This is a genomic window from Pseudomonas guariconensis (genome assembly GCF_015680235.1).
Taxonomy (GTDB): Bacteria; Pseudomonadota; Gammaproteobacteria; order Pseudomonadales; family Pseudomonadaceae; genus Aquipseudomonas; species Aquipseudomonas guariconensis_A.
This window is the reverse complement of sequence record NZ_JADLJL010000015.1, coordinates 57,501-80,673: the sequence shown is the minus strand read 5'-3', so window position 1 is coordinate 80,673 and position 23,173 is coordinate 57,501. Positions and strand designations below refer to the sequence as shown.

General features: G+C 61.2%; 25 protein-coding genes, 2 pseudogenes and 1 riboswitch (1 of these 28 running past the window's edge). Of the genes and pseudogenes, 10 read left to right on the top strand and 17 right to left on the bottom strand.

Features of this window, described 5'->3' with window-relative positions:
* Positions 1 to 22 precede the first annotated feature (22 nt).
* From IRZ56_RS12800 to IRZ56_RS12785, 4 genes and pseudogenes are all read right to left on the bottom strand, one after another.
* The gene (locus tag IRZ56_RS12800; RefSeq protein WP_196145277.1) at positions 23 to 2,197 is read right to left on the bottom strand and encodes a TULIP family P47-like protein; all 2,175 of its coding nucleotides are present in this window, start codon (positions 2,195 to 2,197) and stop codon (positions 23 to 25) included.
* Between the two features lie 64 nt (positions 2,198 to 2,261).
* Entirely contained in the window at positions 2,262 to 3,614 is a 1,353-nt protein-coding gene (locus IRZ56_RS12795) for a TULIP family P47-like protein (RefSeq protein WP_196145276.1), read from the bottom strand.
* 293 nt (positions 3,615 to 3,907) lie between these two features.
* Positions 3,908 to 4,600, bottom strand: a complete 693-nt coding sequence (locus IRZ56_RS12790; RefSeq protein ID WP_196145275.1) for an amino acid ABC transporter permease — start codon at positions 4,598 to 4,600, stop codon at positions 3,908 to 3,910.
* Between the two features lie 51 nt (positions 4,601 to 4,651).
* Positions 4,652 to 4,822, bottom strand: a pseudogene (locus IRZ56_RS12785) (amino acid ABC transporter substrate-binding protein); the annotation flags it as partial.
* 260 nt (positions 4,823 to 5,082) lie between these two features.
* Between IRZ56_RS12785 and IRZ56_RS12780 the strand changes: the two are divergent.
* Positions 5,083 to 5,556 carry a DUF1348 family protein gene (locus IRZ56_RS12780; protein WP_196145274.1) on the top strand — a complete coding sequence of 158 codons (474 nt, stop codon included), beginning with the start codon at positions 5,083 to 5,085 and terminating at the stop codon, positions 5,554 to 5,556.
* Between the two features lie 271 nt (positions 5,557 to 5,827).
* On the opposite strand, the gene IRZ56_RS12775 is transcribed toward IRZ56_RS12780, so the two are convergent.
* Both IRZ56_RS12775 and IRZ56_RS12770 read right to left on the bottom strand, forming a co-directional pair.
* On the bottom strand, positions 5,828 to 6,790 hold the full coding sequence (locus tag IRZ56_RS12775) for a bifunctional GNAT family N-acetyltransferase/nucleoside diphosphate kinase regulator (protein WP_196145273.1): 963 nt from the start codon (positions 6,788 to 6,790) through the stop codon (positions 5,828 to 5,830).
* Positions 6,791 to 6,838: 48 nt separating this feature from the next.
* Positions 6,839 to 7,258 (bottom strand): annotated as a pseudogene (locus IRZ56_RS12770) (potassium transporter TrkH); the annotation flags it as partial.
* A 322-nt stretch (positions 7,259 to 7,580) separates the two neighbouring features.
* On the opposite strand from IRZ56_RS12770, the gene IRZ56_RS12765 reads away from it, so the two are divergent.
* Positions 7,581 to 8,045, top strand: coding sequence for a hypothetical protein (locus tag IRZ56_RS12765; protein ID WP_196145272.1), 465 nt, complete (start codon positions 7,581 to 7,583; stop codon positions 8,043 to 8,045).
* 400 nt (positions 8,046 to 8,445) lie between these two features.
* Here IRZ56_RS12765 and IRZ56_RS12760 read toward each other — a convergent pair whose 3' ends face one another.
* The 4 genes from IRZ56_RS12760 to IRZ56_RS12745 all read right to left on the bottom strand — a co-directional run bounded on the left by IRZ56_RS12760 (position 8,446) and on the right by IRZ56_RS12745 (position 11,462).
* Positions 8,446 to 9,093, bottom strand: a complete 648-nt coding sequence (locus IRZ56_RS12760; protein ID WP_196145271.1) for a hypothetical protein — start codon at positions 9,091 to 9,093, stop codon at positions 8,446 to 8,448.
* A 230-nt stretch (positions 9,094 to 9,323) separates the two neighbouring features.
* The gene (locus IRZ56_RS12755; protein WP_196145270.1) at positions 9,324 to 9,842 is read right to left on the bottom strand and encodes a carboxymuconolactone decarboxylase family protein; all 519 of its coding nucleotides are present in this window, start codon (positions 9,840 to 9,842) and stop codon (positions 9,324 to 9,326) included.
* Between the two features lie 35 nt (positions 9,843 to 9,877).
* Positions 9,878 to 10,642 carry an SDR family oxidoreductase gene (locus IRZ56_RS12750; RefSeq protein WP_196145269.1) on the bottom strand — a complete coding sequence of 255 codons (765 nt, stop codon included), beginning with the start codon at positions 10,640 to 10,642 and terminating at the stop codon, positions 9,878 to 9,880.
* A 22-nt stretch (positions 10,643 to 10,664) separates the two neighbouring features.
* On the bottom strand, positions 10,665 to 11,462 hold the full coding sequence (locus tag IRZ56_RS12745; RefSeq protein WP_196145268.1) for an SDR family NAD(P)-dependent oxidoreductase: 798 nt from the start codon (positions 11,460 to 11,462) through the stop codon (positions 10,665 to 10,667).
* A gap of 105 nt (positions 11,463 to 11,567) precedes the next feature.
* Here IRZ56_RS12745 and IRZ56_RS12740 point away from each other — a divergent pair, with 105 nt between their 5' ends.
* On the top strand, positions 11,568 to 12,518 hold the full coding sequence (locus tag IRZ56_RS12740; RefSeq protein ID WP_196145267.1) for a GlxA family transcriptional regulator: 951 nt from the start codon (positions 11,568 to 11,570) through the stop codon (positions 12,516 to 12,518).
* Positions 12,519 to 12,749: 231 nt separating this feature from the next.
* On the opposite strand, the gene IRZ56_RS12735 is transcribed toward IRZ56_RS12740, so the two are convergent.
* Positions 12,750 to 13,112, bottom strand: coding sequence for a hypothetical protein (locus IRZ56_RS12735; protein WP_230390377.1), 363 nt, complete (start codon positions 13,110 to 13,112; stop codon positions 12,750 to 12,752).
* A 288-nt stretch (positions 13,113 to 13,400) separates the two neighbouring features.
* Positions 13,401 to 13,608, top strand: a riboswitch (cobalamin riboswitch).
* A 108-nt stretch (positions 13,609 to 13,716) separates the two neighbouring features.
* Here IRZ56_RS12735 and IRZ56_RS12730 point away from each other — a divergent pair.
* The 3 genes from IRZ56_RS12730 to IRZ56_RS12720 are packed head-to-tail and all read left to right on the top strand — an operon-like array spanning position 13,717 to position 16,480.
* Positions 13,717 to 14,493, top strand: a complete 777-nt coding sequence (locus tag IRZ56_RS12730; protein WP_196145266.1) for an ABC transporter ATP-binding protein — start codon at positions 13,717 to 13,719, stop codon at positions 14,491 to 14,493.
* On the top strand, positions 14,490 to 15,458 hold the full coding sequence (locus IRZ56_RS12725; protein WP_196145265.1) for an ABC transporter substrate-binding protein: 969 nt from the start codon (positions 14,490 to 14,492) through the stop codon (positions 15,456 to 15,458). Before IRZ56_RS12730 ends, IRZ56_RS12725 begins: the two co-directional genes overlap by 4 nt.
* Positions 15,458 to 16,480: a FecCD family ABC transporter permease gene (locus IRZ56_RS12720; RefSeq protein ID WP_196145264.1), complete on the top strand. Its 1,023-nt coding sequence runs from the start codon at positions 15,458 to 15,460 to the stop codon at positions 16,478 to 16,480. The genes IRZ56_RS12725 and IRZ56_RS12720 overlap by 1 nt, the downstream gene beginning before the upstream one ends.
* Before the next feature lie 13 nt (positions 16,481 to 16,493).
* Here the strand turns inward: IRZ56_RS12720 and IRZ56_RS12715 are convergent, their stop codons facing one another.
* Complete coding sequence (locus IRZ56_RS12715; protein WP_196145263.1) at positions 16,494 to 16,964, bottom strand: sterol desaturase family protein; 471 nt, start codon at positions 16,962 to 16,964, stop codon at positions 16,494 to 16,496.
* Between the two features lie 461 nt (positions 16,965 to 17,425).
* On the opposite strand from IRZ56_RS12715, the gene IRZ56_RS12710 reads away from it, so the two are divergent.
* Positions 17,426 to 18,133, top strand: a complete 708-nt coding sequence (locus IRZ56_RS12710) for an MgtC/SapB family protein (RefSeq protein WP_196145262.1) — start codon at positions 17,426 to 17,428, stop codon at positions 18,131 to 18,133.
* A 67-nt stretch (positions 18,134 to 18,200) separates the two neighbouring features.
* Positions 18,201 to 18,716 (top strand): GNAT family N-acetyltransferase, encoded by a 516-nt coding sequence (locus IRZ56_RS12705; RefSeq protein WP_196145261.1) that lies wholly within the window; start codon positions 18,201 to 18,203, stop codon positions 18,714 to 18,716.
* 4 nt (positions 18,717 to 18,720) lie between these two features.
* Here IRZ56_RS12705 and IRZ56_RS12700 read toward each other — a convergent pair whose 3' ends face one another.
* The 3 genes from IRZ56_RS12700 to IRZ56_RS12690 form a co-directional block, all read right to left on the bottom strand.
* On the bottom strand, positions 18,721 to 20,274 hold the full coding sequence (locus tag IRZ56_RS12700; RefSeq protein WP_196145260.1) for a sensor domain-containing diguanylate cyclase: 1,554 nt from the start codon (positions 20,272 to 20,274) through the stop codon (positions 18,721 to 18,723).
* An 88-nt stretch (positions 20,275 to 20,362) separates the two neighbouring features.
* On the bottom strand, positions 20,363 to 21,151 hold the full coding sequence (gene xth, locus IRZ56_RS12695; protein WP_196145259.1) for an exodeoxyribonuclease III: 789 nt from the start codon (positions 21,149 to 21,151) through the stop codon (positions 20,363 to 20,365).
* On the bottom strand, positions 21,148 to 21,390 hold the full coding sequence (locus tag IRZ56_RS12690) for a hypothetical protein (RefSeq protein ID WP_196145258.1): 243 nt from the start codon (positions 21,388 to 21,390) through the stop codon (positions 21,148 to 21,150). The genes xth and IRZ56_RS12690 overlap by 4 nt, the downstream gene beginning before the upstream one ends.
* Before the next feature lie 167 nt (positions 21,391 to 21,557).
* On the opposite strand from IRZ56_RS12690, the gene IRZ56_RS12685 reads away from it, so the two are divergent.
* Both IRZ56_RS12685 and IRZ56_RS12680 read left to right on the top strand, forming a co-directional pair.
* Positions 21,558 to 22,058: a DUF4142 domain-containing protein gene (locus IRZ56_RS12685; RefSeq protein WP_196145257.1), complete on the top strand. Its 501-nt coding sequence runs from the start codon at positions 21,558 to 21,560 to the stop codon at positions 22,056 to 22,058.
* Between the two features lie 24 nt (positions 22,059 to 22,082).
* On the top strand, positions 22,083 to 22,337 hold the full coding sequence (locus tag IRZ56_RS12680; RefSeq protein WP_084857850.1) for a hypothetical protein: 255 nt from the start codon (positions 22,083 to 22,085) through the stop codon (positions 22,335 to 22,337).
* Between the two features lie 67 nt (positions 22,338 to 22,404).
* Here the strand turns inward: IRZ56_RS12680 and IRZ56_RS12675 are convergent, their stop codons facing one another.
* Positions 22,405 to 22,572 (bottom strand): DUF6021 family protein, encoded by a 168-nt coding sequence (locus tag IRZ56_RS12675; protein ID WP_196145256.1) that lies wholly within the window; start codon positions 22,570 to 22,572, stop codon positions 22,405 to 22,407.
* An 88-nt stretch (positions 22,573 to 22,660) separates the two neighbouring features.
* Positions 22,661 to 23,173 carry the 3' portion of a DNA-binding protein gene (locus IRZ56_RS12670; RefSeq protein ID WP_196145255.1) on the bottom strand. 240 nt of this gene lie beyond the right edge of the window, so the window shows 513 of its 753 coding nt (coding positions 241-753); the start codon falls outside the window, past its right edge — the gene reads right to left on this strand; its stop codon occupies positions 22,661 to 22,663.

The following is a 23,173-nucleotide window of genomic DNA, read 5'->3' as shown; positions in this document are numbered from 1 at the left end:
CTTGTTCCGTACGCCGTTGCGGTCATTTGGTTTTCAGGCCGATTTGAAGCGAGTCGGCGAGCCACGCCGAGGTGAGGTCATAGCCGTTGACGCCGGGGAAGGTGTACGGCTCGATGGCGTCATTGGCGAAGGCATCGAAGCCAGGCACATTCTCCCATTCGTTGTTGTACACCGACGCCAGGATGGCGGAGACGGCGATCTCCACCCCTGAGGCGGCGGCGATGGCACCGGTGATTCCGCCAAACACTTTCCAGCGGGTGGAGTTGAAAGCGTTCTTGATGCTCGTCATCCGCCCACCGGTCTGGTTGGCGCTCACGCTCAAGGCATCCTGCTCATTGGCAAGGTTCTGCGCGTCCGCTTCCTCACTACCGCTGAGCTCATCAACGAAGGAAGATTCATTGAGCAGGGCGCTGCCTTCGTCCACGCCTTCGACCGTGACCTCCGCTGCGCCGGCCAGGCCATCGACGATCGGGCCCAACACGGCTACCAGCGCTAGCGTGGCCGTGACGGCACCCAACACGATCTCGAAGGTGATCTCCGCTTGGGTCTTGGTGACATTGATGGTCATGTCGCGAGCTGACTGGGTGAAGTTGAAGATCTGCTTCGTCGCCCCCGTCGAGGTAGTGACCGTCTTCAGGCCAAGGTTGACTTGCTCGGTGTAGTTGATGTGCACGTCGTACTGCCAGCTCTGGGCGTAGGTCAGGTCGATGAACTTGATTTCGAGGAAACTGTGCTCCAGGTTCATCTCGAACTGCCCCGCAGGAATGCTGACCTGGGTGGCTGTGTAGAACTCGAGCTGGCCGTTCTCGAGATCGACGATGTACTCGCCGCCGCTGCCGCTGAGAAACCACTGGCTGCCCTTGACATTGACCCTGACGGTATCGCCGCGCAGGTCAGGGTTGTAGAAGTAGCCGCCGTTGCCATTGTATTGCTTGAAGGCATCGACCAGCCCCTGAGGCAGCGTACCCTCGTCCAACTGGGCAGAGTAGCCGTTGTCCGGCGTGGTGGCGTCGGGGTCGTCTTCCATCTTGAAGTAGCCGTAGACCAAGTCGTTGACGTTCTTGATCGACAAACCATCGTTGAAGATCGAGAAGTCCTCGTCGCTGGCATCGTCGAACAGGTGCTTGGCGCCTCCGAGCATCATGTTCTTCATGAAGTTCGGGCCACTGATCAACAGCCCCACGTCAGCACCGTTAGCATCGCTGCCGGAGGGAATGGCGTTGGGCGAAACCTGGTGATTGGTGCCGGGCGCATTGTTTTGCACCATGGTCATCACCCCCATCACCGAGCTCTCCATGGTCTGCTGGTCGATCACTGCATAGCTGGTGGCGGTCGGGTCGATCCAGGTGTAATTGGGCGATTGCGCAAGCTGGGGGGTCAGGTCGATGACCGAGAACACGAAGTTGAAGTAGGCGATGTTGCTGTTGAACCATTCGCTCAGAAGATCCGGAAGCACCGCATTACCGATGGTGCCGGCGTTCGGAGGGTTCAGCACAGTGATAACCACGACGGCTGGCGTACCCCCGGCCTCCTCGCTGAGGGCGCAGAGCTGACTTTTGAAGGCTTCGGTGTATTGGTAAACGGACAGGAACTGGTTCTGGTCCTTGTCTTGGCTGAGGAATAGGTAATAGAAGGTATTGTCGGCTGCGGCGATCAACCAGGCGGCCGACGGCTTGACCGGCGACAGCGGTGACTCGCTGGTGATGGTGACACCGTTGGCTTCGAACTCGCTGATCAGCGCCGCATCGATGATGTTGTTGTCAAGGTCGGTGACGATGGCGCTTACACCGCTGTTGATCACGAAGGACAGCTGGCCCGGATCGGGAATCCAGTCCATGTTGATCTGGATGACAGCGCTCATGCCCAGCCCGTCGAGCGGATAGCTGTTGGTGCCCGCTTGGTAGACACCACTGACGATCGGCACGCTCATATTGATGTTTTTGCCATCGCCACCAGTGGTCAATTGCCAGGCGCCCAGGCTGGCCTGGATCTGGTAGGTAGGGTCGTCGCTGGCGGCCTGGGAAAGGGTTTTGGCCCGATCATCGACACTGCTCCAGTTGTCGGTAAGGGCGGTATTGGTGGTATCGAAATGCAAGGCCACCACGGTATCCCAATCATAGGTATCGGCCGTTGGGTGGGTGTCGACTTGCGCTACGGGTACCGGGGCGATCGCGGTGTTGTCGGTCGTGACGGCCATTGGCTGTTTCCTCCTGGATGGATCAATTTCCCGGCATGGAACCCGTACCGGGCACCTGGAACGCTCAAGAAAGATTTCCACGCACGTAGAGGGCGCCGTCGAGTCCGCCGTCGGTCAACGTGAACGACTGGCCGTTTGCCTGCCAATCCAGAAGGTCGGTGACATTCACCGCATGATTGCCGAGGGTGGCCTGCAGGGTTGCGTTGATGTTGGACATGCCGATGTCGTTGACTTGGTCGCCGAAGTCATTGACGGCATCGGTGATGTCAGCGATCAGGCCGACCAGTGTCAGGCCCAGCCCCACCAGAATGATGTAGTCGTACCATGGGATGTCCTGGTCGTGGGTGGTCTTCGGGTTCGGATCCTGTTTGAAGGTCATGACGCCAGTGGAGACGTCCAGCGACAGCGGATTGACCGTCTGGGTGGTCCAGCTGTAGGACGCGTCAGGCAGATCGGCGAGGCCGAACAGGAAGGTGAGGGGACCGCCACCTGCCGAAGAGGTCTGCAAACCGTCGCCTGCATCTGAAGGCCAAAGGGAAAAATGGGTGGTGTTGATCGAGTCGCCGCCCACCACCACGGTGAACGGGCCATTATTGGCAATCAGCGAGTGTTGGTTCGCTTGGCTGACGGAGAACGCTCCACCCGGGAACGTTGCTTGGACGCCCGGTAGCAATGTGTACTTGAAGAATGCCGCCTGCGAAATGAGCGCGACGGCATTGGCTCCTGGAACCAATGCCGTCGAATCGAATGCGGGAGTTGATGGGAAGGGCGTATCGTCCAGCATGGACAAGAAGCACAGCGCCTCGATGTCACCCGATGCAATGTAATACTGCCACTTGTACGGGCGCAGCCAGCTCGACGCCCCTGCCGGTACCGGGACGACCCCGGCGAACACATACTGCAGGTTGCCCCGGTTTTCGTAGAACGCCGCCTGGATGATCTGCTTGAGCATGCCGATGGCAGCACTCGTCAGCAGGCCGGAAGGGTCGGTGACCGTGAGAATCGCGACATAACCGGGATCATCAGGCGTTGCGCCTTGGCTCGGGGAAAACACCAGTTGGGTCGCCGCCCCTTCGCCGCTGAGTGTTTGCTGGCTGCCGGGGCCCATCCAGCCTAGCGTGATTTCCAGCAACAAACTGACCCCAGCCATATTCCATTCACCATTGACGCCGGGGAGGTTCGAGATGCTCAGGCTGCCATCCTTGATGGGCACATTGAGCTTCATCAGGCCGTTTTGGCCACCGTCGGCCATGCTCCAGACATCCAGATGGACATCGAGCATGGTGATCGCACCGGTCATGGGGTCGTGGTCGGTATAGGCGAGGGGCATCGATACCGATGCCAAGTTGTTGCGCATGATGTCGTTGACTTTGTCCTGGGTCAACGCATAGGAATAATCATATTGATAGGTGTCCATAAGAGCGTCCCTGCCTCTTTGCAGCTGCGCTCACCCCATGAGCAAGCGCGTGGTGTGTTTCTAGGCTAGCCACTTTCTTGGAGGGGTCAACGCGTTCAAAAAAGGCGAGCGAGGGCGAAGGCCAAGTGGCGGGGCGCGTTATTTTTTTCATGCCTTTGCAGACATTTTTTTATTGCCAGGAGAGATCACGCACAATGCCCGTGCCGCGCCAAAACCTTTTGGTTTCGTTGAATATTTACACTCAGCAGAACAGGGATCCGTGGTGTGGGCATATAGAACTGCCTGCTATGTGTTTAATGAGATAACTGTCTTGAAGAATGTCGTCGGGCCAACAATCCAGCCAGCAGGTCGAGCGTGGAGCACAACAAGAAGTAGAGCAGGGCGACGAAGAGGAAGATCTCCGTGGGATGCACCATCACCCGATTGCTTACCTGGGTCGCCACGAACGATAGCTCACCTACCCCGATCACATAGGCCAGCGAGGTGTCCTTGATCAGCGAGATCCATTGGTTGAGAAACGACGGCAGCATGATCGGCAACGCCTGGGGCAGTATGACCAGCCGCAGCACCTGCGCGGGTCGCAGGCCCAAGGCCTTCGCCGCCGCCCATTGGCCGGCGGGCAGGCTGTGGATGCCGGCATACACCGAATGCGCAAGGTAAGCGCCGCCGATCAATGACAGCGCACAGACCACCGTGGCCAGTGCCGGCACGTCGACCTTGAAGACGATCGGCAACAGGAAGTAGCTCCAGAAGATCAGCATCAGCACCGGGATGGCGCGGAAGAAACCCAGCACCGTCACCAGTACCCACCGCGGCCAGCCGCGCAGCACTGCCAGGGCGATGCCCAGCCCCAGGCCCAGCACAGCCGAGGCCAGGCCTGAGAGCAGTGCCAGCAATAGGGTCAGCGCGGCGCCACCGAGCGGGCCGTCGGGGTAGGCGCCTACCAACAGGTACTGCAGGTTGTCGACAATCACCGAGAAGTCCATGCCTCACGCACCTCCCTGGCGGTAACGGCGGCTGTTCTGCAGGGCCTGGCCGAGGGCTTCGATCTGCTTGCTCTTGGCGTCGACGAAGCCGAACGGCGAGTTGCTGTCGAAGGCCGCGACACGCAGCACGCCGGCTTGCTTGATATCCGCCAGGCGATCGGCATGGGCCACGCCGGAAAGGACAGCCAGGGTAAGGGCGGTGAGGGCAGTGAGTTTCTTCATGAATATGCAGCTCCTGGGGATGGGCGAGGGCAGGGTTTGTGGGGAGGAAAGGCCCGTTGTAGAGCGGCGGCGGTAGACCGCTGGCGAGATGGATTCTGGCAGGGACGCGAGAGGGAGAGGAGAATGAATTGGTCTACCTTATAACCTGATCGCTTAGTTGGATTGATATGTATCGGCAGGTTAGGAATATAGCGGCCGCACCAAGTCGGCTTGGTTGAGCTATAGCTTAATGCGCCAGATCATTTACAGAGGACACCGAGATGACCGAAGCATCACGCCCACCCTTGCCGCCATTCACCTTGGAAACGGCCATCCAGAAAGTCCGGGGAGCCGAAGACGGTTGGAACTCACGGGACCCAGCCAAAGTGGCGCTGGCGTATACGGAAGATACCCATTGGCGTAACCGCAGCGAGTTCATCGAGGGCCGCGCCCAGGTGCAGGCGTTTCTGGAACGTAAATGGCACAAGGAACTGGACTACCGGTTGATCAAGGAGCTGTGGGCGTTTGCCGATAACCGTATCGCGGTACGGTATGCGTACGAATGGCACGACGATTCGGGTAACTGGTTCCGCTCGTACGGCAACGAAAACTGGGAGTTCGCTGCCAACGGGCTCATGCAGCGGCGGTTTTCGAGTATCAACGACCTGCCGATTAGCGAAAGTGAGCGCAAGTACCATTGGCCGTTGGGGCGGCGGCCGGATGACCACCCTGGGTTGAGTGAGCTCGGGCTTTGAATCGATCGCACCGGGCCTGGAATCGCTAGAAAGCAGGAAAGACAAGACCAGCATCACCCGCCCGAGCAGCACGTCCATTGCTCAAGCCGCAGTGGTTGGCTCTGTACCCGTGCAAGCAGGTTGGGAGTGTCAGCGGTACGGGTCATGGCAGCTTCTGGAGGGGGCGCGGCGGGCGGGATGCCGACGCCCGGTGGAGCCATTGTGTCAGTGGTGTTCATCCAGGATGTGTCGAGCAAGGCGCATTATGTATCGCACTGCAAATGGCGTGCGGCTACAGATGAAAATGTCCCGCAGTCTCCGGTTGGTAAAGCACTTTCCTGATCTCGATCCGGCAGTTGCGTTCAGAAATTCGCCAGTCGATGGTATCTCCCTCCTGGTAGCCGAGAATGGCGGCACCGATGTCGGAACACACGGAGTGCTTCCCCGCATTGCTGTCCGCTTCCTCAGGGTAGACCAAGGCCACTTCGATCTCTTCATCGTCCAGCTGCAGCAAGACCCTGGAATTCATCGTCACAACCGTACTCGCCACCTTCTGCGGCTTGACTACAATGGCTCGCTCAAGCTCATGTTCGAGTTCGACAACGGCCGGGCCTTGTTCAAGCGCAAGCAGACGCTCGAGCCTGGCCTTGTCGATTTCAGTGATGTAGATCCCAGAGGAGTCGCTAACAACACCTTCGCGCAATAGCTGGCGATAGCGCCCCAGTGTCATGGAAAACGACTTCAATGTCGGCGTTTCGCTTTCAAGCACGAAGCCGCTGCGCAGGAAGGCTTTCAGCGAACGGGTGTTGTCAGGGTGGACCTTAGCGATCAGTTTCGCGGCCCGCATGTCAAAGAAGGCCAGCTTCATGCCTTCGCGGATCGTGCGGGCACCAAGACGTCGGCCCCATTTATTGCGGTCTCCGATGGCCAGGACGATCTCGCAATTTGAGCCGGTCTTGACGAGACGGACAAATCCCACCGGCGCGTCATGCCGGTCATAGGCTATGAAGAATCGGCCGCCGCGGTTGAACAGATGGGTCAGGATCGGCAATTGAGTCCGATCGATGGCTTGCTCGATGGAGCGGGAGACATGACGCGAATCGCTCAGATAGCAGGTGACACGCTCATCCTGCAACCAATCCATCAGCATCAACGCGTGTGCCCGAGTAATTTCAGGGCACAGCGAAATGAAAGGCTTGTTCATCTTCACCACATTTACTTGTAAAGGATGAAAGCCCTCCATGGCTATGGCCATGACGGTTCTTTCGGCAACCAGCTACTTTACGACATAACGCGGGTGGTGCCCAACCATGCCGTAACCGCAACGATACGAAAGGCGTCCGGGCGATGCCGTGTCCAGGCCGGTCAAGACCGTCGAGCCGGTCGTAGTGATTCCCGACATGGTCTCGAAGAATGCGTCCGTGTAGCTGATATGCCGGATGAACACCATCGGCAGGGCCGCGAATGCGCAAACGACGACCCAACTGGCGGTGGTCAGCAGATACATGTCCCTGGCGCGCAGTTGCGGCGTATCGGGTATGCCCCGAGCGACCAGCAGCAGGCCCGCGCAAAGCGCGATCAGGCTAGACCAGACGAAGGCGCTCAGATCGTCGCTGCGCTCGTAGACCAGCAGCGTCGCCATGGGAATCACCATGCCGACAGCCAAGGTGATCAGGAATACTCCGATGATGAAGGCAATGAAGCGCAAGGCGGGAAGTGGCATTGAATGAACCTGTGTCGACGATGCCGGGAGTATTGGAGACGGAGGGGAAATGTCGAGTAAAAAAGGCGTAAATTCCCAAGCGCTTTTAAACAGGGTCCACTGTACACGTAGCCGCCTGGCCAGTTCCTGGTGGTATTTGGGTGTGTATCTCTTTGTATCTTCCTGCGTGTTTCCAGGGTTTTGCTACAAATGGCTCTGTTTCGGGATACGCCTCGGACACATGCCGCCGATCAAATGAGCCTGCCTGAACGAAACGGCCCCTGGGCCTCGTTCACTGGCGCTTTCGGCCATGAGGCCAATCATAGAAATCCGGAGAAGCACAATGTCTCGTATCCAGTTGCCTAACAAGACCCGCCTTGGCCTGCTCACAGTTGCCCTGGTCGGCGGTCTCAACATGACGTCTGCAGCCTTTGCCGTAGAAGCCCTGCCGCAGGGGTATCAACTCGCCTCGGCAGAAAAGGCCGGGGAGGGTAAATGTGGCGAGGGCAAGTGCGGCGCTGGCGGCGCCCAGGTGAAAACCACCCAGGCCGAAGGCAAATGCGGTGAAGGCAAGTGTGGCGATGCCTCATTCGCCCGCACCGACACCGACCATGATGGCCGTGTTTCCCGGGCCGAATTATTGGCGGTCGCGCCGAAGGCCAATGCCGAATTCGACGCCATCGACGCCAACCATGACGGTTTCCTCTCCGAAGGCGAGGTCTATCAGTTCCGCAAGGGCCAGTTCGACGCCAACGGCAAGCCGTTCCCTTCCGACCTGTACAGCAGGCTGAGCCAGGCCAAGGAATGAACGTTCGCTGATTTCCTCCCTGAGCACCTGGTCAGGAAGGGAATCTGATCCGCCGTTCGTTCGGGTGTCACCCAAGCCCGCATACCCTGAAGGTATGCGGGCTTTTTGCGTTCCTGCAGCACTGCGCGAGCACGAATGGAGGGCGGTGAAGCAAGTCGCTACCGGTCTGCACGGCAGGGCAATGGAACAGGGTTATCTCTCCTGCAGGATGAGCAGACGTCTTGATGGAGGATTTATTCAGCACAACGACAAACGCCCTCTTCAGAAAAGAAAAGGGCGCTGCTGGAGGAGGAAAAATTGCAGATCAGGCCGATCGCTGCATTGCGCTATGCCACTGAAGCCATGCATTTACCGCAATGGGAAGTACCGGCCCAGATAGCTTGTCAGCTTGAGAGAAGAATCACCGTGTAGCGCTTGGCGTTGTAACGGCACGCGTGTTGTTGCGCAAACGTACGGCCAGTTTCGCGATGAGCTTGAAGACAATGGCACTGAAGATCAGTGCAAAGCCCAGTGGGTACCAAGACCCCATCGGTATGCGCTTGTAGAGGGACAGGATGAAAATGCCGGCGATCACCCAGGTTCCGGTGCTATGCAGGCCTTTCCAGGTGCGGGCACCGAGCAGTTTCACTGCACCCGGGAAGGAGGTGACGGTCAACAGGATGATGAACAGATATCCGATCGAGCCAGGAATGTTCGCCGCGGCCGTGCGGCCATGCCAGAAGGTTTCGGGAAAGATATTTGCGTAGAGAATGATCAGCACTGCATGTATGGCGTGAGAAAAGGCGAAAGCCAATCCCAGGAAGCGTCGCTCACGCAATAAACCGCGGGTGAAGGCAGTGGGCACCAGGATTGCCAGCGAGGACGCCAGGAAAGTCGCGAGGAACAACATGAAGGACGTACGGGCAGTAGCCCGGATCGCGCTGCGCAGGGCTTCAACCCATTGAGGCTGGGACCACAAGGCCAGGGAAGTGACGATCAGTACCAGCAGCGACAGCAGTGAAAACAGTCTCCAGCCGTGCAGGCTGGCGATTTCGGCGTGACGATTCATGGCGGGCTCCAAGAAATGAATGTGGCGCGCGGGATGCCGCCACGATTCGAGGGGCCATGGTGACAACAGCGTTTATCCGGGATATGTCTGGAAAAGCCTGTCGTGTATCACTTTGTACATGCTCTCGATGAGCATCTTCAGAGTGGCATTTGCAGCAGACAACCTGCTTTCACATAGCTGTCGTCCTGGTTGGACAGGCCGACAGCTTCACCCGGCACGGCCAGCCGTAATCAGTGGCTTTGGGGAGGGAAATCGATAGCGGTCTTCGCTACGTTGTTGAGGTAATTGGTCAGCGTCAGCAAAGACACCTGGGCGATCACATCGACAATCTTGGCATCATCCAGGCCTGCCTCCCGTGCTGCTGCCAACTGCGCATCGGTGACCTGGCCCCGGCTCAACGTAACCGCCCTGGCCAGTGCAGCGACGCCATCGAGCGTGCCGGCGCGTGCTGCCAATAGATCATCGACTCCAAGCCCCGCCTTGTTGCCAAAGAAGCTATGTGCGGCAACGCAGTAGTCACAGCCATTGACCTCAGATGCTGCCAGCGCCGCAATCTCACGTTCGGCGGGTGTCAGGCTGTTTTTGTTCAATGCTTGCGAAAGTGCCAGGTAGCCATTGAGCGCAGCAGGGGAATGGGCGAGGGTGGCAAACGCATTCGGGATGAAACCCAGGCTTTTTTCCACGCCCTGAAGGACGGTACGGACAGCGGCAGGTGCCTGTTCGAGTGACAGAGCGTTGATGCGAGTCATGAGGCAGTTCCTTGAACGGATTCGGGAATTTGGGTTCAGGCAACAGGAATCGGGTTTTCCACCAGCGACAGGTTGAACTGATGGATCAGTGCGTGTTCGTTCGCCCCCTGGTTCGCTCGCAGCGGGACGACGCGATCCACCAGGACTTCCGTAGTCGCTGATTCGAGCTTGGCCAGGGTTTCCTGGATGAAGTCTCCCAGTGGCATGGCACGTTCATCACCGCTCTTGTGAACAAGGTCGGTGTCTACCCATGGCGGCGCGATTTCCAGCACCTTGACGCTGGTGTCACGCAGGCTGAATCGTTGCGACAGCGAGTAGGAATGGATGGCCGCCTTGGTTGCCGAATACAGTGCGGTGGCCGCCAGCGGCAGGTAGGCCAGCACCGAACTGTTGTTGATGATATAGGCATCCGGTTGGCGCTTGAGGTGCTCGACGAAGGCAGCGCTGACGCGCACCGGGCCGAGCAGGTTGGTCTGCAGCAGGTTCATCGCCTGTTCGTCGTCGTAGTCCCCAGAGGCCGGGTTGTCGAACGGCATGATGCCGGCATTGTTGATGATCACATTCAGCGAGGGATGGCGGCGGATCACTGCTTGAGCCACTTCCTTGATCTGCTGCGGATCGTTGATATCCAGGCGCACCGTATCGATGCCGGGGTTGGCCCGGGCGATTTCATCCAGCAATGCCTGCCGACGCCCCGCAACGATCACCTGATTGCCACGTTGATGGAATGCCTCGGCCAGAGCGCGGCCAATGCCTGAGGTACCGCCGGTGATGAAAATGGTGTTTGCGCTGAGTTTCATGATCCGTTTCCTTTGCTGGTGGTCAATTGGCGTTGTAACGCGGAGCCAGCCGATTGCTGGACAACTGGCTGAACAGGGCCTGCCGGCTGGCTTCGTAGCGTTCGAATGACTGCAGGTCATGCATCGAGGGGATGGAGATCAGAATGTGGTCGTCGAAATCCTTCAGGGCGCCGTCCACCAGATCCTGGGCCGACATCACGATGCCCGGGTCAAGGTGCTCGACAGGCAAACCGCCGATCTGCCAAAAGTCGGTTGCGGTGGCACCTGGCAGCACCGCCTGGATCTTGATGCCCTTATCTGCCAGCTCCTTGTGCAGGGACTGGGTAAAGGCGGTGACATAGGCCTTGCTGCCGCCATACACGCCATTGAGCAGTTCTGGCGCCAGGCTCACGATGGACGAGATGTTGATCACGCCGCCTTTTTCGCGAGCCACGAACCCCGGGATGGCTGCATAGGTAAGGCGGGTGAGGGCGGTGACGTTGAGGGTGATCATTTCGGCCATACGCTCGACGTCACTTTCCAGCAGGCTGGTGTGGGTGCCGATCCCGGCGTTGTTCACCAGCAAGCTGATGCTGGCGTCTTCACGCAGCTTGCGCTCCACCTTGGCCAGATCAGCAGCATTGGCGAGGTCTGCCGGAAACACCTCCACGTTCTGGCGGGTCTCTGTGGTGAGCCGGGCCGCCAGGGTGTTGAGGCGATCACGGTTTCGGGCGACCAGGACCAGGTCGTAACCCCGCCGGGCCAAACGTTCCGCGTAGATGGAACCGATGCCGGTGGAAGCGCCGGTGATCAGGGCAGTGCCTTTGAATTGCTGCGTCATGGTCGTGCTCCGTGGGTTATGTGGAGCCATGATGCAGAATGTCGCTTTCGTCTTAAATGACGCATATGGTACGTTTTTAGGACGTAAAATAATGGAGTTTCAATCATGCACCGGGTCGGCTACCTCATAACCGAAGGTTTCCAGATCATGTCGCTGGCGACGCAGGCCGTCTTCGAGTTCGCGAACATCGTGGCGGGCGAAGCGGTTTACAAGATCCAGAATTTTTCCATCGAGGGCGGCACGGTGCGCTCGTCCCTGGGGATGTGCATGGACACGCTTGCGTTGGGGGCTCCTGGTTTGGCCGACACATGGATGATCACCGGGACATTGACGCCGCTCACACCGCCGGGCGAGGAAGTGCTGGCCAGCGTGCGAGGTTTTGTCGACAGCGCTCGACGCACCGCAGGTCTGTGTACCGGGTGCTTCGTATTGGCCCAAGCGGGCGTGCTGGATAATCGACGGGCAACGACGCACTGGGCCTACGCGAAAAAACTGCGCGAGCTGCACCCGAAAATCGAAGTCGAAGAAGATCGGATCTACATTGTGGACGGGCGAATCTGGACGTCCGCTGGCATGACCGCCGCCCTGGATATGGCGCTGGGCATGGTGGAAAAAGATCTGGGCGCCGAGATGGCCAGGTCGGTGGCGAGAAAGCTGGTGATGCATCAACGGCGGTCAGGTGGACAATCCCAACACTCCGAGCTACTGACGCTTTCGCCGAAATCGGATCGGATTCAGATCGCCTTGGACTACGCGCGCAAGAACCTGAGCCGCGCTCTGGGCGTTGAGGAGCTCGCCGAAGTGGTGCATCTGAGTCCCCGACAATTTACCCGCGTCTTCACTGCCGAGACAGGGCAGTCACCCGCCAAGGCCGTGGAAAGCCTGCGTCTTGAGGCGGCCCGGTTGATGATCGAGCAGAGCCGACACAGTTTGGATGTCGTGGCGAAGGAAGCTGGCTTCAGGGATCGCCGGCATATGCGAGAGGTCTTTATTCGCGGATATGGCGTACCCCCTCAAGCCGTGCGAAGGGATGCCAGGCGAGTGATTGCTTCTTGATCACAAGGGCCATTTACTCGGGACATGGGCTGGTCTCAGGGCCAGCTGGTTGAACAGCGAGGTGAGATGGATTGGGGCGGAGAGAACCGCGGTATTGTCCTCGAATAATATGATATTTAACATAATATACATTATGCGCAAATTCGTATGGAGCCACCTGGGTCGTGTGTGTGGCAGATTTGAAGCCAGGCCCCTGGCCTCGATCACTGCGCTGCAGATCGAACTTGGACCTCAGCGATACCGCTCGAATGAGTGTTCCTGGCTGTTCAGAGCCAGGCTCTCACGAATCGTTGGAGGCACCGCGTGAAACAGCGTCAGCAGATCGTGTGCGTCACGCTTTTGTTTGGGTGGAATCTTGCCGATCGACTGCAGGTGCTGGTGAGCCGTTTTAAGTGCTTCGACGTCGAGCTTGTAGGTTTCGCCGGACGTACCTTGGTGCTGATCCGGTACGGAAATAAAGCTTTTCAGCAAGATTTCCATACCGATCGCTGCATTGACCATGGCAACATGCGGGAGGTTTTGGGCGTCTAGAATCTCAGCGGCCTTGAGGTAATGATGGGCGCTTTCAAGCATCCAGCCTGGATAGTGAATCATCGAATGGTACTCCTTAGCGATCACGCATGAGTTACCCCATAGCTCACCAGATGGGCTACCCTGTCCTTATGATATGAGCTTAAGGAATAACTAAACTAAATATTCATTTAGTTTAGTTATATTGTTTATATTTATGTTCTGTGTTCGATAAAGTGCTCCTCCTCATTGATGCATTCACACGCGCAAACTCGATAAATGCTTCAACGCACCCGGTACGCGGTCGCTGTCTACAGACTCCGCCTAGCCCGGGGGCGCCCTACAGGTTGACTCCCCACCCCATAAATGCTCAGATGCGCCCCAGTTTCAGGTGTCCCCTGCCGCCGCGCCGGGGATTAAACGGGAAGCCGGTGCATCGCCTTGCGCGACCAGTCCGGCGCTGCCCCCGCAACGGTAAGCGAGCGATGCATTCGATACGCCACTGTGCCGCCAGCATGGGAAGGTGAATGCCTCACGACTCTCGCAAGCCCGGAGACCGGCCTGTCACCTCGTTTGGCAACTCCCGCGGTGGGCGGGCGCGGGCCGGTCTTGGGGCAGTAGCCTGCCCGCGATTCCCTTGCGCGCCGTCATCGTCGGGTTACATTCATTCCCGGTACGGTTGCTCGTCATGTCCGCCCCTACCCTGCGTCTCGAAGGTTTGCACTGGGCGCCATCCCATGGTGGCCGGAGGCTGCTCGATAACATCGATCTGGAGGTGCGCCCTGGTGAATGCGTCGGCTTGATCGGCCCCAATGGCAGCGGCAAGACCAGCCTGCTGCGCTGTGCCTATCGCTTCACTCGGCCCGATGCCGGGCGCGTGCTGCTCGAGAACGAGGACATCTGGCAGCGCCCAGCGCGTTGGGTGGCGCAACGCGTCGCAGTGATGCTCCAGGAGTTTCCCGAAGATTTTGGCCTGAGCGTACGCGACGTGGTTGCCATGGGCCGCACGCCGCACCAGGGTTGGTTCGATGGCGACGATGACGACGCGCTGGTGGACGACAGCCTGCATCGCCTGGGGCTGCAGGGACGCGGCGATCACGGCTTCGCGCCGTTGTCTGGCGGCGAGAAGCAACGTGTGCTGCTGGCCCGTGCACTGGTCCAGCAACCGCGTCTGCTGATCCTTGACGAGCCCACCAACCACCTCGACCCCCGCTACCAGCTGGCTTTGCTGAAGCACCTGCGCGCCACCGGCCTGAGCCTGCTCGCCAGTTTCCATGACCTGAACCTGGCTGCGGCCTTCTGTGACCGCTTGTATGTCATCGAGGCTGGCCGCATCGTTGCCCACGGCCCCCCAGCCGACGTGCTGACCGAGCAGTGCCTGGCCGAGGTCTTTGGCGTACGGGCACTGGTCGACCGTCACCCCGTGGCTTTTCACCCACGTATCACCTGGATCAGCCCCGCATGAAGCGACACCTTGCCTGCCTGGCCCTGCTGGCCGCCCTGCCCTTCGCCGCCTGGGCCGGCGACTATCCCGTTACCGTGCGCAGTTGCGATCGCGACGTCACCTTCAGCCAGCCGCCCCAGCGGGCGGTGAGCCATGACAGTAACCTGACCGGCATGCTCCTGGCCCTAGGGTTGCGCGAGCGCATGGTTGGCTTCACCGGAATCAGTGGCTGGAAGACCCTGGACCCATCCTTGACCGGTGCTCTCGCCGGCCTGCCTGAATTGGCGCCGCGCTACCCGTCGGTGGAAACCCTGCTCGATGCGAACGTCGACTTTCTCTTCGCCGGCTGGGGCTACGGCATGTACGTAGGCGGCCCGGTCACGCCGCAGGCCCTGGCACCGTTCGGCATCCCGGTGTACGAGCTCAGCGAGTCCTGCTCGCGGGTGATGCCCCAGCGCCGCGCCAGCCTCGACGACCTGTACCGGGACCTGGACAACCTGGGGCGCATCTTCGATGTTCGCCAGCAGGCCCAGGCGCTGATCGATACCCTGCGCCAGCGCGTGGCCCGCGTGCAGGCCCATGTCGCCGATGTACACCAGGCTCCCCGCGTATTCCTCTATGACAGCGGCGAAGACCGCCCCACCACCTCTGGCCGTCTCGGCATGCCCCAGGCGCTGATCGAGGCGGCTGGCGGTGACAATGTGATGGCCGACGTCGCTGCCAGCTGGACCGAAGTGAACTGGGAGAGCGTGGTAGAGCGCGACCCGCAGGTGATCGTCATCGTCGACTACGGCCCGACCTCCTGGCAACAGAAGCGCGACTTCCTGCTCGCGCAGCCGGCCCTGGGCGAGGTAACGGCCATTCGCGATCGACGCTTCGTGGTGCTTTCCTACCTCCAGGTCACCCCATCGGTGGACAATGCCGGTGCCATCGAGCTGTTGGCAGCGGCGCTGCATCCCCGCCTGTTCGCAGGCACGCCGCAGTGATGCCCGTGCGTGATCGCAGTGCCTACCGGCTGCTGCTCGCCGGGCTGCTGGTGGCTGTGCTGTGCTCGTGCGTGTTGTCCCTGGGGTTTGGGGCTGCCAAGGTGCCACTGGCCGACGTGCTGGGCATCGTGATGCAACAGGCCGGCCTGGGCGACACAGGGAGCTGGAGCCGCGGCCAGGCGCAGATCGTCTGGCAGATCCGCGCCCCACGGGTGCTGCTCGGAGCGCTGGTGGGCGCAGGCCTGGCCCTGGTCGGGGGCGCCCTGCAGGCCGTCACACGCAATCCGCTGGCAGACCCGCACCTGCTCGGGGTCAGCTCCGGTGCAGTGCTGGGCGCAGTGCTGGTGGTGCTGTTCCTGGGCGCCTTCGCCGGCCCATTCAGCTTGCCACTGGCGGCGTTCATCGGCGCGCTCGGCAGCATGTTGCTGGTATTGGCGGTGGCCAGCCGCCGTGGCCGTCTGGACAGCGACCGGTTGTTGCTGGCGGGGGTGGCCGTGTCCTTCGTGATCATGGCCCTGGCCAACCTGCTGCTCTACACCGGCGACCCTCACGCAGCCAGCTCGGTGATGTTCTGGATGCTGGGCGGCCTGGGCCTGGCGCAGTGGTCGCTGCTGTGGCTGCCAGCACTGTGCGTACTGGCAGGTTTCGCCTTGCTGATGAGCTTGGCGCGGGCCCTGAATGGCTTGATGAGCGGCGAACAGACAGCCGTCAGTCTGGGCTTCGAGCCTCGTCGGGTGCGGGCCCAGGTATTCGTGGGGTGCGCGCTGCTTACCGGCGTCTTGGTGTCGTTGTCCGGGGCCATCGGTTTCGTCGGCCTGATGCTGCCCCATGTCGCCCGCCACTTGGTAGGCGCCGAACATCGTCGGCTGCTCCCGGCCTGCGCCTTGCTCGGAGCGTTGTTCGTGGTCTGGGTGGACATTGGCGCACGTACCCTGATCGCGCCCCAGGACCTGCCCATCGGCATCGCCACCGCCGCCATTGGCGGGATGTTCTTCATCCTGATGCTGCGCCGCAAGGCTTGACTGCGTCGCGCGTCTATAGGCCCTGTGCCCGTCGCGCGCGTACCTGGCGCTTGAGCACACGCAAAGGTGGTGCGTAGAAGAAGCCGAACGACACGCTGCCCTTGCGCCCAGGCAGCGCGTGGTGCAGCCGATGAGCCTGATACAAGCGCCGCAGATAGCGATTCACCGGCTTCGGCGCCCGGGGCCAGTGGCGATGGAAGAAGCCATCATGGGCCAACACATACAGCACGCCGTAGCCCGCCACGCCAGCGCCGACCCATTGCAGCGGCGCGTACCCGGCCTTGCCCAGGGCGACCAGGCCCGAAGCGATCAGGGCGAGTGCCACCAGATACAGGTCGTTGGTCTCCAGCATGCCCAGGTGCGGCTCATGGTGCGAGCGGTGCAGCCACCAACCCCAGCCATGCATCACGTACTTGTGGGCCAGTGTGCCGACGCCTTCCATGGCCACCAGCGTGCCGAACAGGATGGCGAGATTGAACAGCATGTAACGGTCCGAAGTTGTAACGAAGGGGGCAAGGTTAACACCGCCTGGGGGCGCTTCGGTGGCCTTTTTCATGAAAGTCCCAGTCGGCTAATGCCTGACTTCATGAAGGAAATTTCCCAGAAAGCGCAATTGTCACGCAACTGCCCTTGACCCTGCCCGGCGCCAGGCGTAAGGTCCGCGGCGCAGTTTTGCATCCCACAACAGGAGTCCTGCATTGGACAGTAGCCCCAGTCGATTGCGACAGGCCCACACGGCAAGCTAGTCCGGCAGCCCTCCTGCCACTGTCTTGCCGCACTCGGTAGACGGTGGTTCATCACAGCCCAAGCGGGCCGATGTCTCCCCTTCTTTCCTTCCTGCCCCGTGCCCCGGCATGCGGGCATGTGGTCCTCGCACTCGTTGTTTTCAGTTGCGCCGCACGTGACGGCGCCCCGCGGGCATGCGCCCGGGAAATGAGGTTTGCTATGGATTGGAAAGTCTTTCTGCTGCGCGTCAGCGTAGCCCTGGTACTCGGCGCCCTGATCGGTGCCGAACGTCAACTGCGCCAGCGCCTGACCGGCCTGCGTACCAACGCGCTGGTCAGCACTGGCGCTTGCCTGTTCGTACTCATGACCCAGGCGGTGCCTGGCATGGCGCCCACCGATGCCTCGCGTATCGCTGCCTATGTAGTGTCCGGCATCGGCTTTCTCGGCGGCGGCGTGATCATGCGCGACGGCTTCAACGTGCGAGGCCTGAACACCGCAGCCACCCTCTGGTGCACGGCTGCCGTCGGCGTGCTGTGCAGCCTGGGCCTGCTGCTGGAGGCGACCTTGGGCAGCCTGGTGGTGCTGTGCGCCAATATCCTGCTGCGTGACATCGCCCAACGCCTGGACCGCCAGGACGTGCTGCCGGCCAGCGAGGTGGAGCAGCGTTTCGAGGTGCGTATCGTCTGCCGCGCCGAGGACGAGATCCAGGTGCGCAGCCTGATGCTGCACAGCCTCAGCGACCCAGGCCTGCGCCTGCAATCACTGCACAGCGAAGACCTGGCCAACCCCGCGCGCCTGGAGGTTCGCGCCGAGTTGCTCGGCACGCCACAGGCCCCCACCCAGCTCGAACGCCTGGTCAGCCGGGTAAGCCTCGAGAAAGGCGTCAGCTCGGTTCGCTGGCAGCTGCGCGAGCTGGTTGGCGAATGAGCCTCACGCGAGCCTTGTCTTTTGTACGGCAAGGCTCGCAAACTGGGCGTTTCGCCAAGGACAGCCGATGCGCATTCGCCCCACCCGCCTTCATGACGTCCCCTTGCTTGCGGCCATCGAGCGCTCGGCGGCCCAGGCGTTCCTGTCTTTGCCCGACCTGGCCTGGCTGGCGAGCGGCGATGTGCTGGACGATGCGGCCCACCGGGCATTCATCGCCGGGCAAGGCAGTTGGGTGGCCATTGACGACAACGACCACCTGCGGGGTTTCATCTGCACCGAACAGGCCAACGACTGGCTGCATATCCATGAAATCTCGGTGTGCGCGCAGGCGCAGGGCCAAGGTATCGGTCGCGCTCTGCTGCAGTGGGCGATATCCGTGGCGCGCAGCCAAGGCATGCGTGTCGTCACCCTGACGACCTTCGCCGAGGTGCCCTGGAATGCGCCGTTCTACGCGCGCCATGGGTTCAAGGTCGTCGAACAGGCTCAACTGGATACTCGCCTGCGTGAGGTCCTGCGTCAGGAGCATGCACATGGCCTGGTTGGACGCTGCGCCATGGCATTGCTGGTCCAGTCGGCAGGCTGAATGATCAGGGCGCGCTGGAGGCCAGGCAATGCCGGTCCCGCCCTTGACGTTTTGCTTCGTACAGGGCTCCGTCCGCCGCCGCCATCAGGCCTTCCGGGGTAACCGCCTCTGGGCCTGGATATCCGACCGCGATGCCTGCACTGGCGGTGACATACCCCAGCGGGCTGCCGGCATGCTCGATCATCTGTCGGCGCAGCAAGGCCAGGATCTCCTGCACGATCGCCACCGCACCCTGGGCATCGGTATTGGGCAGCAGCAAGGTGAACTCCTCACCGCCATAGCGCACCGCCAGGTCGCCCGGCCGTTTCAGCGCATGCTGCAACATCTCGCCGAAACGCCGCAGGCACTGGTCGCCACCTGGGTGGCCATAGCGGTCGTTGTAGGCTTTGAAGTAGTCCAGGTCCATCATCACCAGCGCCAACGGGTAGCCCTGGCGCCGCGCCCGGCGGATCTCGGCGTCGAATACACCATCGAGCCGCCGGCGGTTGCCCAGGCCCGTCAGGCTGTCGGTGAGCGCCAGGGACTTTAGGGTCTGGTGCGCCTGGTGCAAGGCGCGCTCGATGACGATGCGCTCGCGCAACTGGCGCAGTACCACCCAGCCGAAGGCCGCCAGCCCCACCAGCAACAGCAGCAGCACGAGTACCGACTTGAGCATGTCGTGACGCCATGGGGCGAGGATCGACTCGCGCGACAAGCCTGCCTCGACCACCAGCGGGTAGCTCGATAGCGCCCGGTAGGCGTACAAACGCGGCGTGCCGTCCACCACCGCCACGGCCTCGGCCACGCCTTGGTCGGCATAGGGCAGGTGATTGCGAAAGATTTCGCTCTCCGACAGGCTGCGCCCCACCACCTGTTCGACGAAGGGCCGCCGGACCAGGATGGTGCCATCACGCTTGGCCAGCACCAGCGCGCCACGCTCGTCGATCTTGAAGTCGCCGTAATAACGCACGAACCAATCCACCTTGATGGTGCCCAGCAGCACGCCGGCGAAACGGCCGTCCGGGTGGTCCAGACGTCGAGAGATCGGGATGATCAGGTCTCCCGTGGACCGACTGCGCACCACCGAACCGATACGCACGTCCCGATCGGCATGGGTGCGGTGATAGATGAAGTAGTCGCGGTCGGCGTTGTTGGCGTGCTTGGGTATGGCAGCCTGGTCGGTCACCACCCAGCGACCGTCGGCGTCGTACACGAACAGGCCGTGCAGCTGTGGCATGATGGTTTTCTGTAGCTTGAGCAAGGCATGCAGCCGCGGCCGGTCAAGGTTGGCGAAACCATCGCCTTCGAGGCGTTCGGCCAGTGCCGCAGTGATGACATCGACTTGGCGGATGGCGTCCTCGGCATGCTGCGCAGTGGCCCTGGCCAGGTTGATCACCGCATCTTCGGCGTTGAGGGAGGCATGGCGGTAATCACGGGCGATCCGCCAGCCCTCGATCGACAGGAAGGCCAGTAGCACCACCGCCATGAAGCTCACGACCAGGCGCAACAGCCCAACGGCCCGGTCTTCGCTGGTGAGCGCAAATGGCCCTTCCTCGTTCTGCTTCCTGCTTACGGCCATTACATTCCCTTGCTGTCCAGCCCTCGCCGCCTATGACTATAGATCAGCGTACCGGGCCCGCGGACAACGCTTGGCAAGTTACGCCGCCCTACGACGCGGTCTGCAGCGAGATCCACACCGGCGCGTGGTCGCTTGCCTTCGGCTCGTTGCGCACCCAGGCATCCACCCCGGCGGCCTCGAGCTGTGGCGCAAGCTCGCGGCTGAGCAGTAAATGGTCGATGCGCAGGCCCGCGTTGCGCTGCCAATGGTTACGAAAGTAATCCCAGAACGTATAGACCTGCTCGTGCGGGTGCAGTTGGCGGATCGCGTCGCTCCAGCCCTGGGCCAGCAGCTGGCGGTAGCATTCGCGGCTCTCGGGCTGGAGCAGCGCGTCCTTGAGCCAGGAGCGCGTATTGTAGATGTCCTGGTCGGTGGGCACCACGTTGAAGTCTCCGGCCAGCACCGTCGGGTGGCCGCTGTCCAGCAGCCCCTGGGCGTGCGTGTTGAGGCACTGGAACCAGCGCAGCTTGTAGTCGAACTTTGGCCCGGGCTGGGGGTTGCCGTTGGGCAGGTACAGGCAGGCCACCAAAACCCCATGGGCCGCGGCTTCCAGGTACCGGCTCTGGCTGTCCTGCTCCATGCCTGGCAGGCCCCGTCGTACTTCCAGCGGCTCGCTGCCCCGGGCGAGGATGGCCACGCCGTTCCAGGACGGCTGGCCGTGGTGTAGGCAACCATAGCCTGCAGCCTCCAGAGCATCGCGCGGGAAGTCCTTGTCGGCGGCCTTGAGCTCCTGCAGGCAGGCGATGTCCGGCTGCTCGCGCGCCAGCCATGCCAGCAGCCCAGGCAGGCGGCTGCGAATGCCGTTGATGTTGAACGTGGCGATCTTCAAGGTCTTCATGCGTCAGGGTCGTCGACATGGGCCTGCACGGCTTCTGCGAGGGCACGCCCATGGGCCTGGTCGGCCAGGGCCTTGAGCGCCAGCCAGTCGTCCCAGTCGATAGCGCCATCGTCGCGCAGGGCTTCGGCGGTACGGATCAGTTCATGGTGGTAAGCATCCGGCGACTCGCGCCGATAGCTCGCGTCATCGTACTGGGCGTACCAGGCTTCGAGCTCGGGAATGCTGCGTTCGATGCTCATGGGCAGGTTCCTCGGTGCAACCTTTGAATGTCTGAGCCCAGGTTGCCGGCAACGTTCAACCCAATGACCATTCGCCTCGTGGTGCGCAGAAAAATCAAACCTTTGCCCATCGGCCATGCTCAACCCTAAGCGACACTGAGGTCGCGCCAATGGATAAGGAGTGACACATGAGCAATCTGTTCCTCAAGCGAGTCGGCCTGACCGTCGCGCTGGGCATGGCTTCGATGCATGTGCTGGCCGCCAGCTCCAACGACTTCGTCGACAGCGCCACCGAGGCGGGCATCGCCGAAGTGGTGACGGGCAACCTGGCCCAGGAAAAGAGCAAGAACCCTGAGATCAAGGCCTTCGCCCAGCAGATGGTCACCGATCACACCCAGGCTAACCAGAAACTCGGCGATGTCGCCCGCTCGCTGGATATCAGCGTGCCGGACGAGGCCGCGCTGACCGACAAGGTCAAGAAGATGATCCTGCAATGGCGCGACGAGTCCTTCGACCAGTCGTATATCAACAACCAGGTCGAGGCCCATGAAAAGGCCGTGAAACTGTTCAAGGACGAAGCGAACACCTCCGACAAACCCGAGCTCAAGGCCTTTGCCAGCGAAACCCTGCCCAAGCTCGAACAGCACCTGGAGCACGCCAAGCAGCTCCAGGCCAAGCACGGCAAATGACCTGCAGCACGCGTGAGGCATGCCATGAGTAACGATGCACTGCGTTCCGAAATCCTCACCCGCCTGTTCCATGCCCACCCGCAAGGGCTGGGCAAGGAACTGCTGGACAACTACCGCGGCGAGAAGGCCGTGGCAGGGATGCTCAAGACCCTGCAGGAGCAGGGATTGATCCAGGACGGTAGCGTCGATGTCGATGCCGAGCATCGGCTGAGCGTGAACTACCCGATCAAGCTGTCCTCGGCGGGCGTGGAAGAAGCCAAGAAAATGCCCCAAGGCTGATCACGCCTGACGGTACCAAACCTTCGCCAGCGACTCGACACCCGGGGCGCTGGCGAAGCCTTCGTGGTCAATCCTTCTTTTCTTCGTCCCGAGGCGCCTTGGCCGGGCCTTGCGGGTCGACTTGCGGGTCTTCCAGGTCGGGGGAATCCGGATCGAAACCCAGGTCGCTCTTGCGTGTCGCGTGCTCGGAAGAATGGGGGCCGTCAACGGGCTTGTGCTGTTCAGGTCTGCTCATGCGGTTGTCTCCGGTAGAGGGTGTCTACGGAAGAGTCCGCAGCCCCTACGAAGTTTGATTCATCTGCGCACCACGGCGCCCGATGGCGTCAGCGCAGACGCGCCTGACACGCCGAGAGCTCTGCTGTGCGGGCGTCCAGCTTGGCCTGCAGTTGCTCCAGCTGCCGACGCATTTCATCCCCTGCGCCCTGTGCCTGGGCGAGGATCGAACGCAGCCCTTGTATCTGGGCGTCGCGTTGCTCCAGTTGTTCATCCAATACCTTGCGCTTGGCCGCAGCACGGCGGCTCTCCGCCAACAACCGTTCGTTATCCCGATGCAGGCGCGTGCCCTCCTCCTGGCGGAAGGCAATGGCTTGCTGCAGGCGCAGCACTTCCACCTGCAACTGCTGCACCTGCGTCTCGTGGCGCCGCTTGTCCTGTTCCTGCGCATCGCGCGCATGGCGTTGCAGCTCTTCCAGCGAGCGAACCCGCTCATCCTTGTCGGCCAGGCGCGCTTGCAGCTCCCCCAGCGCCTGCTGGGCCAGCTGCAACTGGGCCTGCAGATGCTCGCGCTGTTGGTCGAACGAAGCTTGCGCTTCGCGAATGCTTACCTGGGCTTCCTC

Bases quoted from the DNA above. Each gene is read 5' to 3' on its own strand.
- IRZ56_RS12760 (WP_196145271.1), bottom strand. From the start codon at position 9,093: ATGAATCGTCACGCCGAAATCGCCAGCCTGCACGGCTGGAGACTGTTT.
- IRZ56_RS12740 (WP_196145267.1), top strand. From the start codon at position 11,568: ATGCACCGGGTCGGCTACCTCATAACCGAAGGTTTCCAGATCATGTCG.
- IRZ56_RS12710 (WP_196145262.1), top strand. From the start codon at position 17,426: ATGGATTGGAAAGTCTTTCTGCTGCGCGTCAGCGTAGCCCTGGTACTC.
- IRZ56_RS12745 (WP_196145268.1), bottom strand. From the start codon at position 11,462: ATGACGCAGCAATTCAAAGGCACTGCCCTGATCACCGGCGCTTCCACC.
- IRZ56_RS12700 (WP_196145260.1), bottom strand. From the start codon at position 20,274: ATGGCCGTAAGCAGGAAGCAGAACGAGGAAGGGCCATTTGCGCTCACC.
- IRZ56_RS12715 (WP_196145263.1), bottom strand. From the start codon at position 16,964: ATGCTGTTCAATCTCGCCATCCTGTTCGGCACGCTGGTGGCCATGGAA.
- IRZ56_RS12685 (WP_196145257.1), top strand. From the start codon at position 21,558: ATGAGCAATCTGTTCCTCAAGCGAGTCGGCCTGACCGTCGCGCTGGGC.
- IRZ56_RS12775 (WP_196145273.1), bottom strand. From the start codon at position 6,790: ATGGCCATAGCCATGGAGGGCTTTCATCCTTTACAAGTAAATGTGGTG.
- IRZ56_RS12765 (WP_196145272.1), top strand. From the start codon at position 7,581: ATGTCTCGTATCCAGTTGCCTAACAAGACCCGCCTTGGCCTGCTCACA.
- IRZ56_RS12690 (WP_196145258.1), bottom strand. From the start codon at position 21,390: ATGAGCATCGAACGCAGCATTCCCGAGCTCGAAGCCTGGTACGCCCAG.
- IRZ56_RS12675 (WP_196145256.1), bottom strand. From the start codon at position 22,572: ATGAGCAGACCTGAACAGCACAAGCCCGTTGACGGCCCCCATTCTTCC.
- IRZ56_RS12800 (WP_196145277.1), bottom strand. From the start codon at position 2,197: ATGGCCGTCACGACCGACAACACCGCGATCGCCCCGGTACCCGTAGCG.
- xth (WP_196145259.1), bottom strand. From the start codon at position 21,151: ATGAAGACCTTGAAGATCGCCACGTTCAACATCAACGGCATTCGCAGC.
- IRZ56_RS12735 (WP_230390377.1), bottom strand. From the start codon at position 13,112: ATGATTCACTATCCAGGCTGGATGCTTGAAAGCGCCCATCATTACCTC.
- IRZ56_RS12705 (WP_196145261.1), top strand. From the start codon at position 18,201: ATGCGCATTCGCCCCACCCGCCTTCATGACGTCCCCTTGCTTGCGGCC.
- IRZ56_RS12725 (WP_196145265.1), top strand. From the start codon at position 14,490: ATGAAGCGACACCTTGCCTGCCTGGCCCTGCTGGCCGCCCTGCCCTTC.
- IRZ56_RS12730 (WP_196145266.1), top strand. From the start codon at position 13,717: ATGTCCGCCCCTACCCTGCGTCTCGAAGGTTTGCACTGGGCGCCATCC.
- IRZ56_RS12795 (WP_196145276.1), bottom strand. From the start codon at position 3,614: ATGGACACCTATCAATATGATTATTCCTATGCGTTGACCCAGGACAAA.
- IRZ56_RS12680 (WP_084857850.1), top strand. From the start codon at position 22,083: ATGAGTAACGATGCACTGCGTTCCGAAATCCTCACCCGCCTGTTCCAT.
- IRZ56_RS12780 (WP_196145274.1), top strand. From the start codon at position 5,083: ATGACCGAAGCATCACGCCCACCCTTGCCGCCATTCACCTTGGAAACG.
- IRZ56_RS12750 (WP_196145269.1), bottom strand. From the start codon at position 10,642: ATGAAACTCAGCGCAAACACCATTTTCATCACCGGCGGTACCTCAGGC.
- IRZ56_RS12790 (WP_196145275.1), bottom strand. From the start codon at position 4,600: ATGGACTTCTCGGTGATTGTCGACAACCTGCAGTACCTGTTGGTAGGC.
- IRZ56_RS12755 (WP_196145270.1), bottom strand. From the start codon at position 9,842: ATGACTCGCATCAACGCTCTGTCACTCGAACAGGCACCTGCCGCTGTC.
- IRZ56_RS12720 (WP_196145264.1), top strand. From the start codon at position 15,458: ATGCCCGTGCGTGATCGCAGTGCCTACCGGCTGCTGCTCGCCGGGCTG.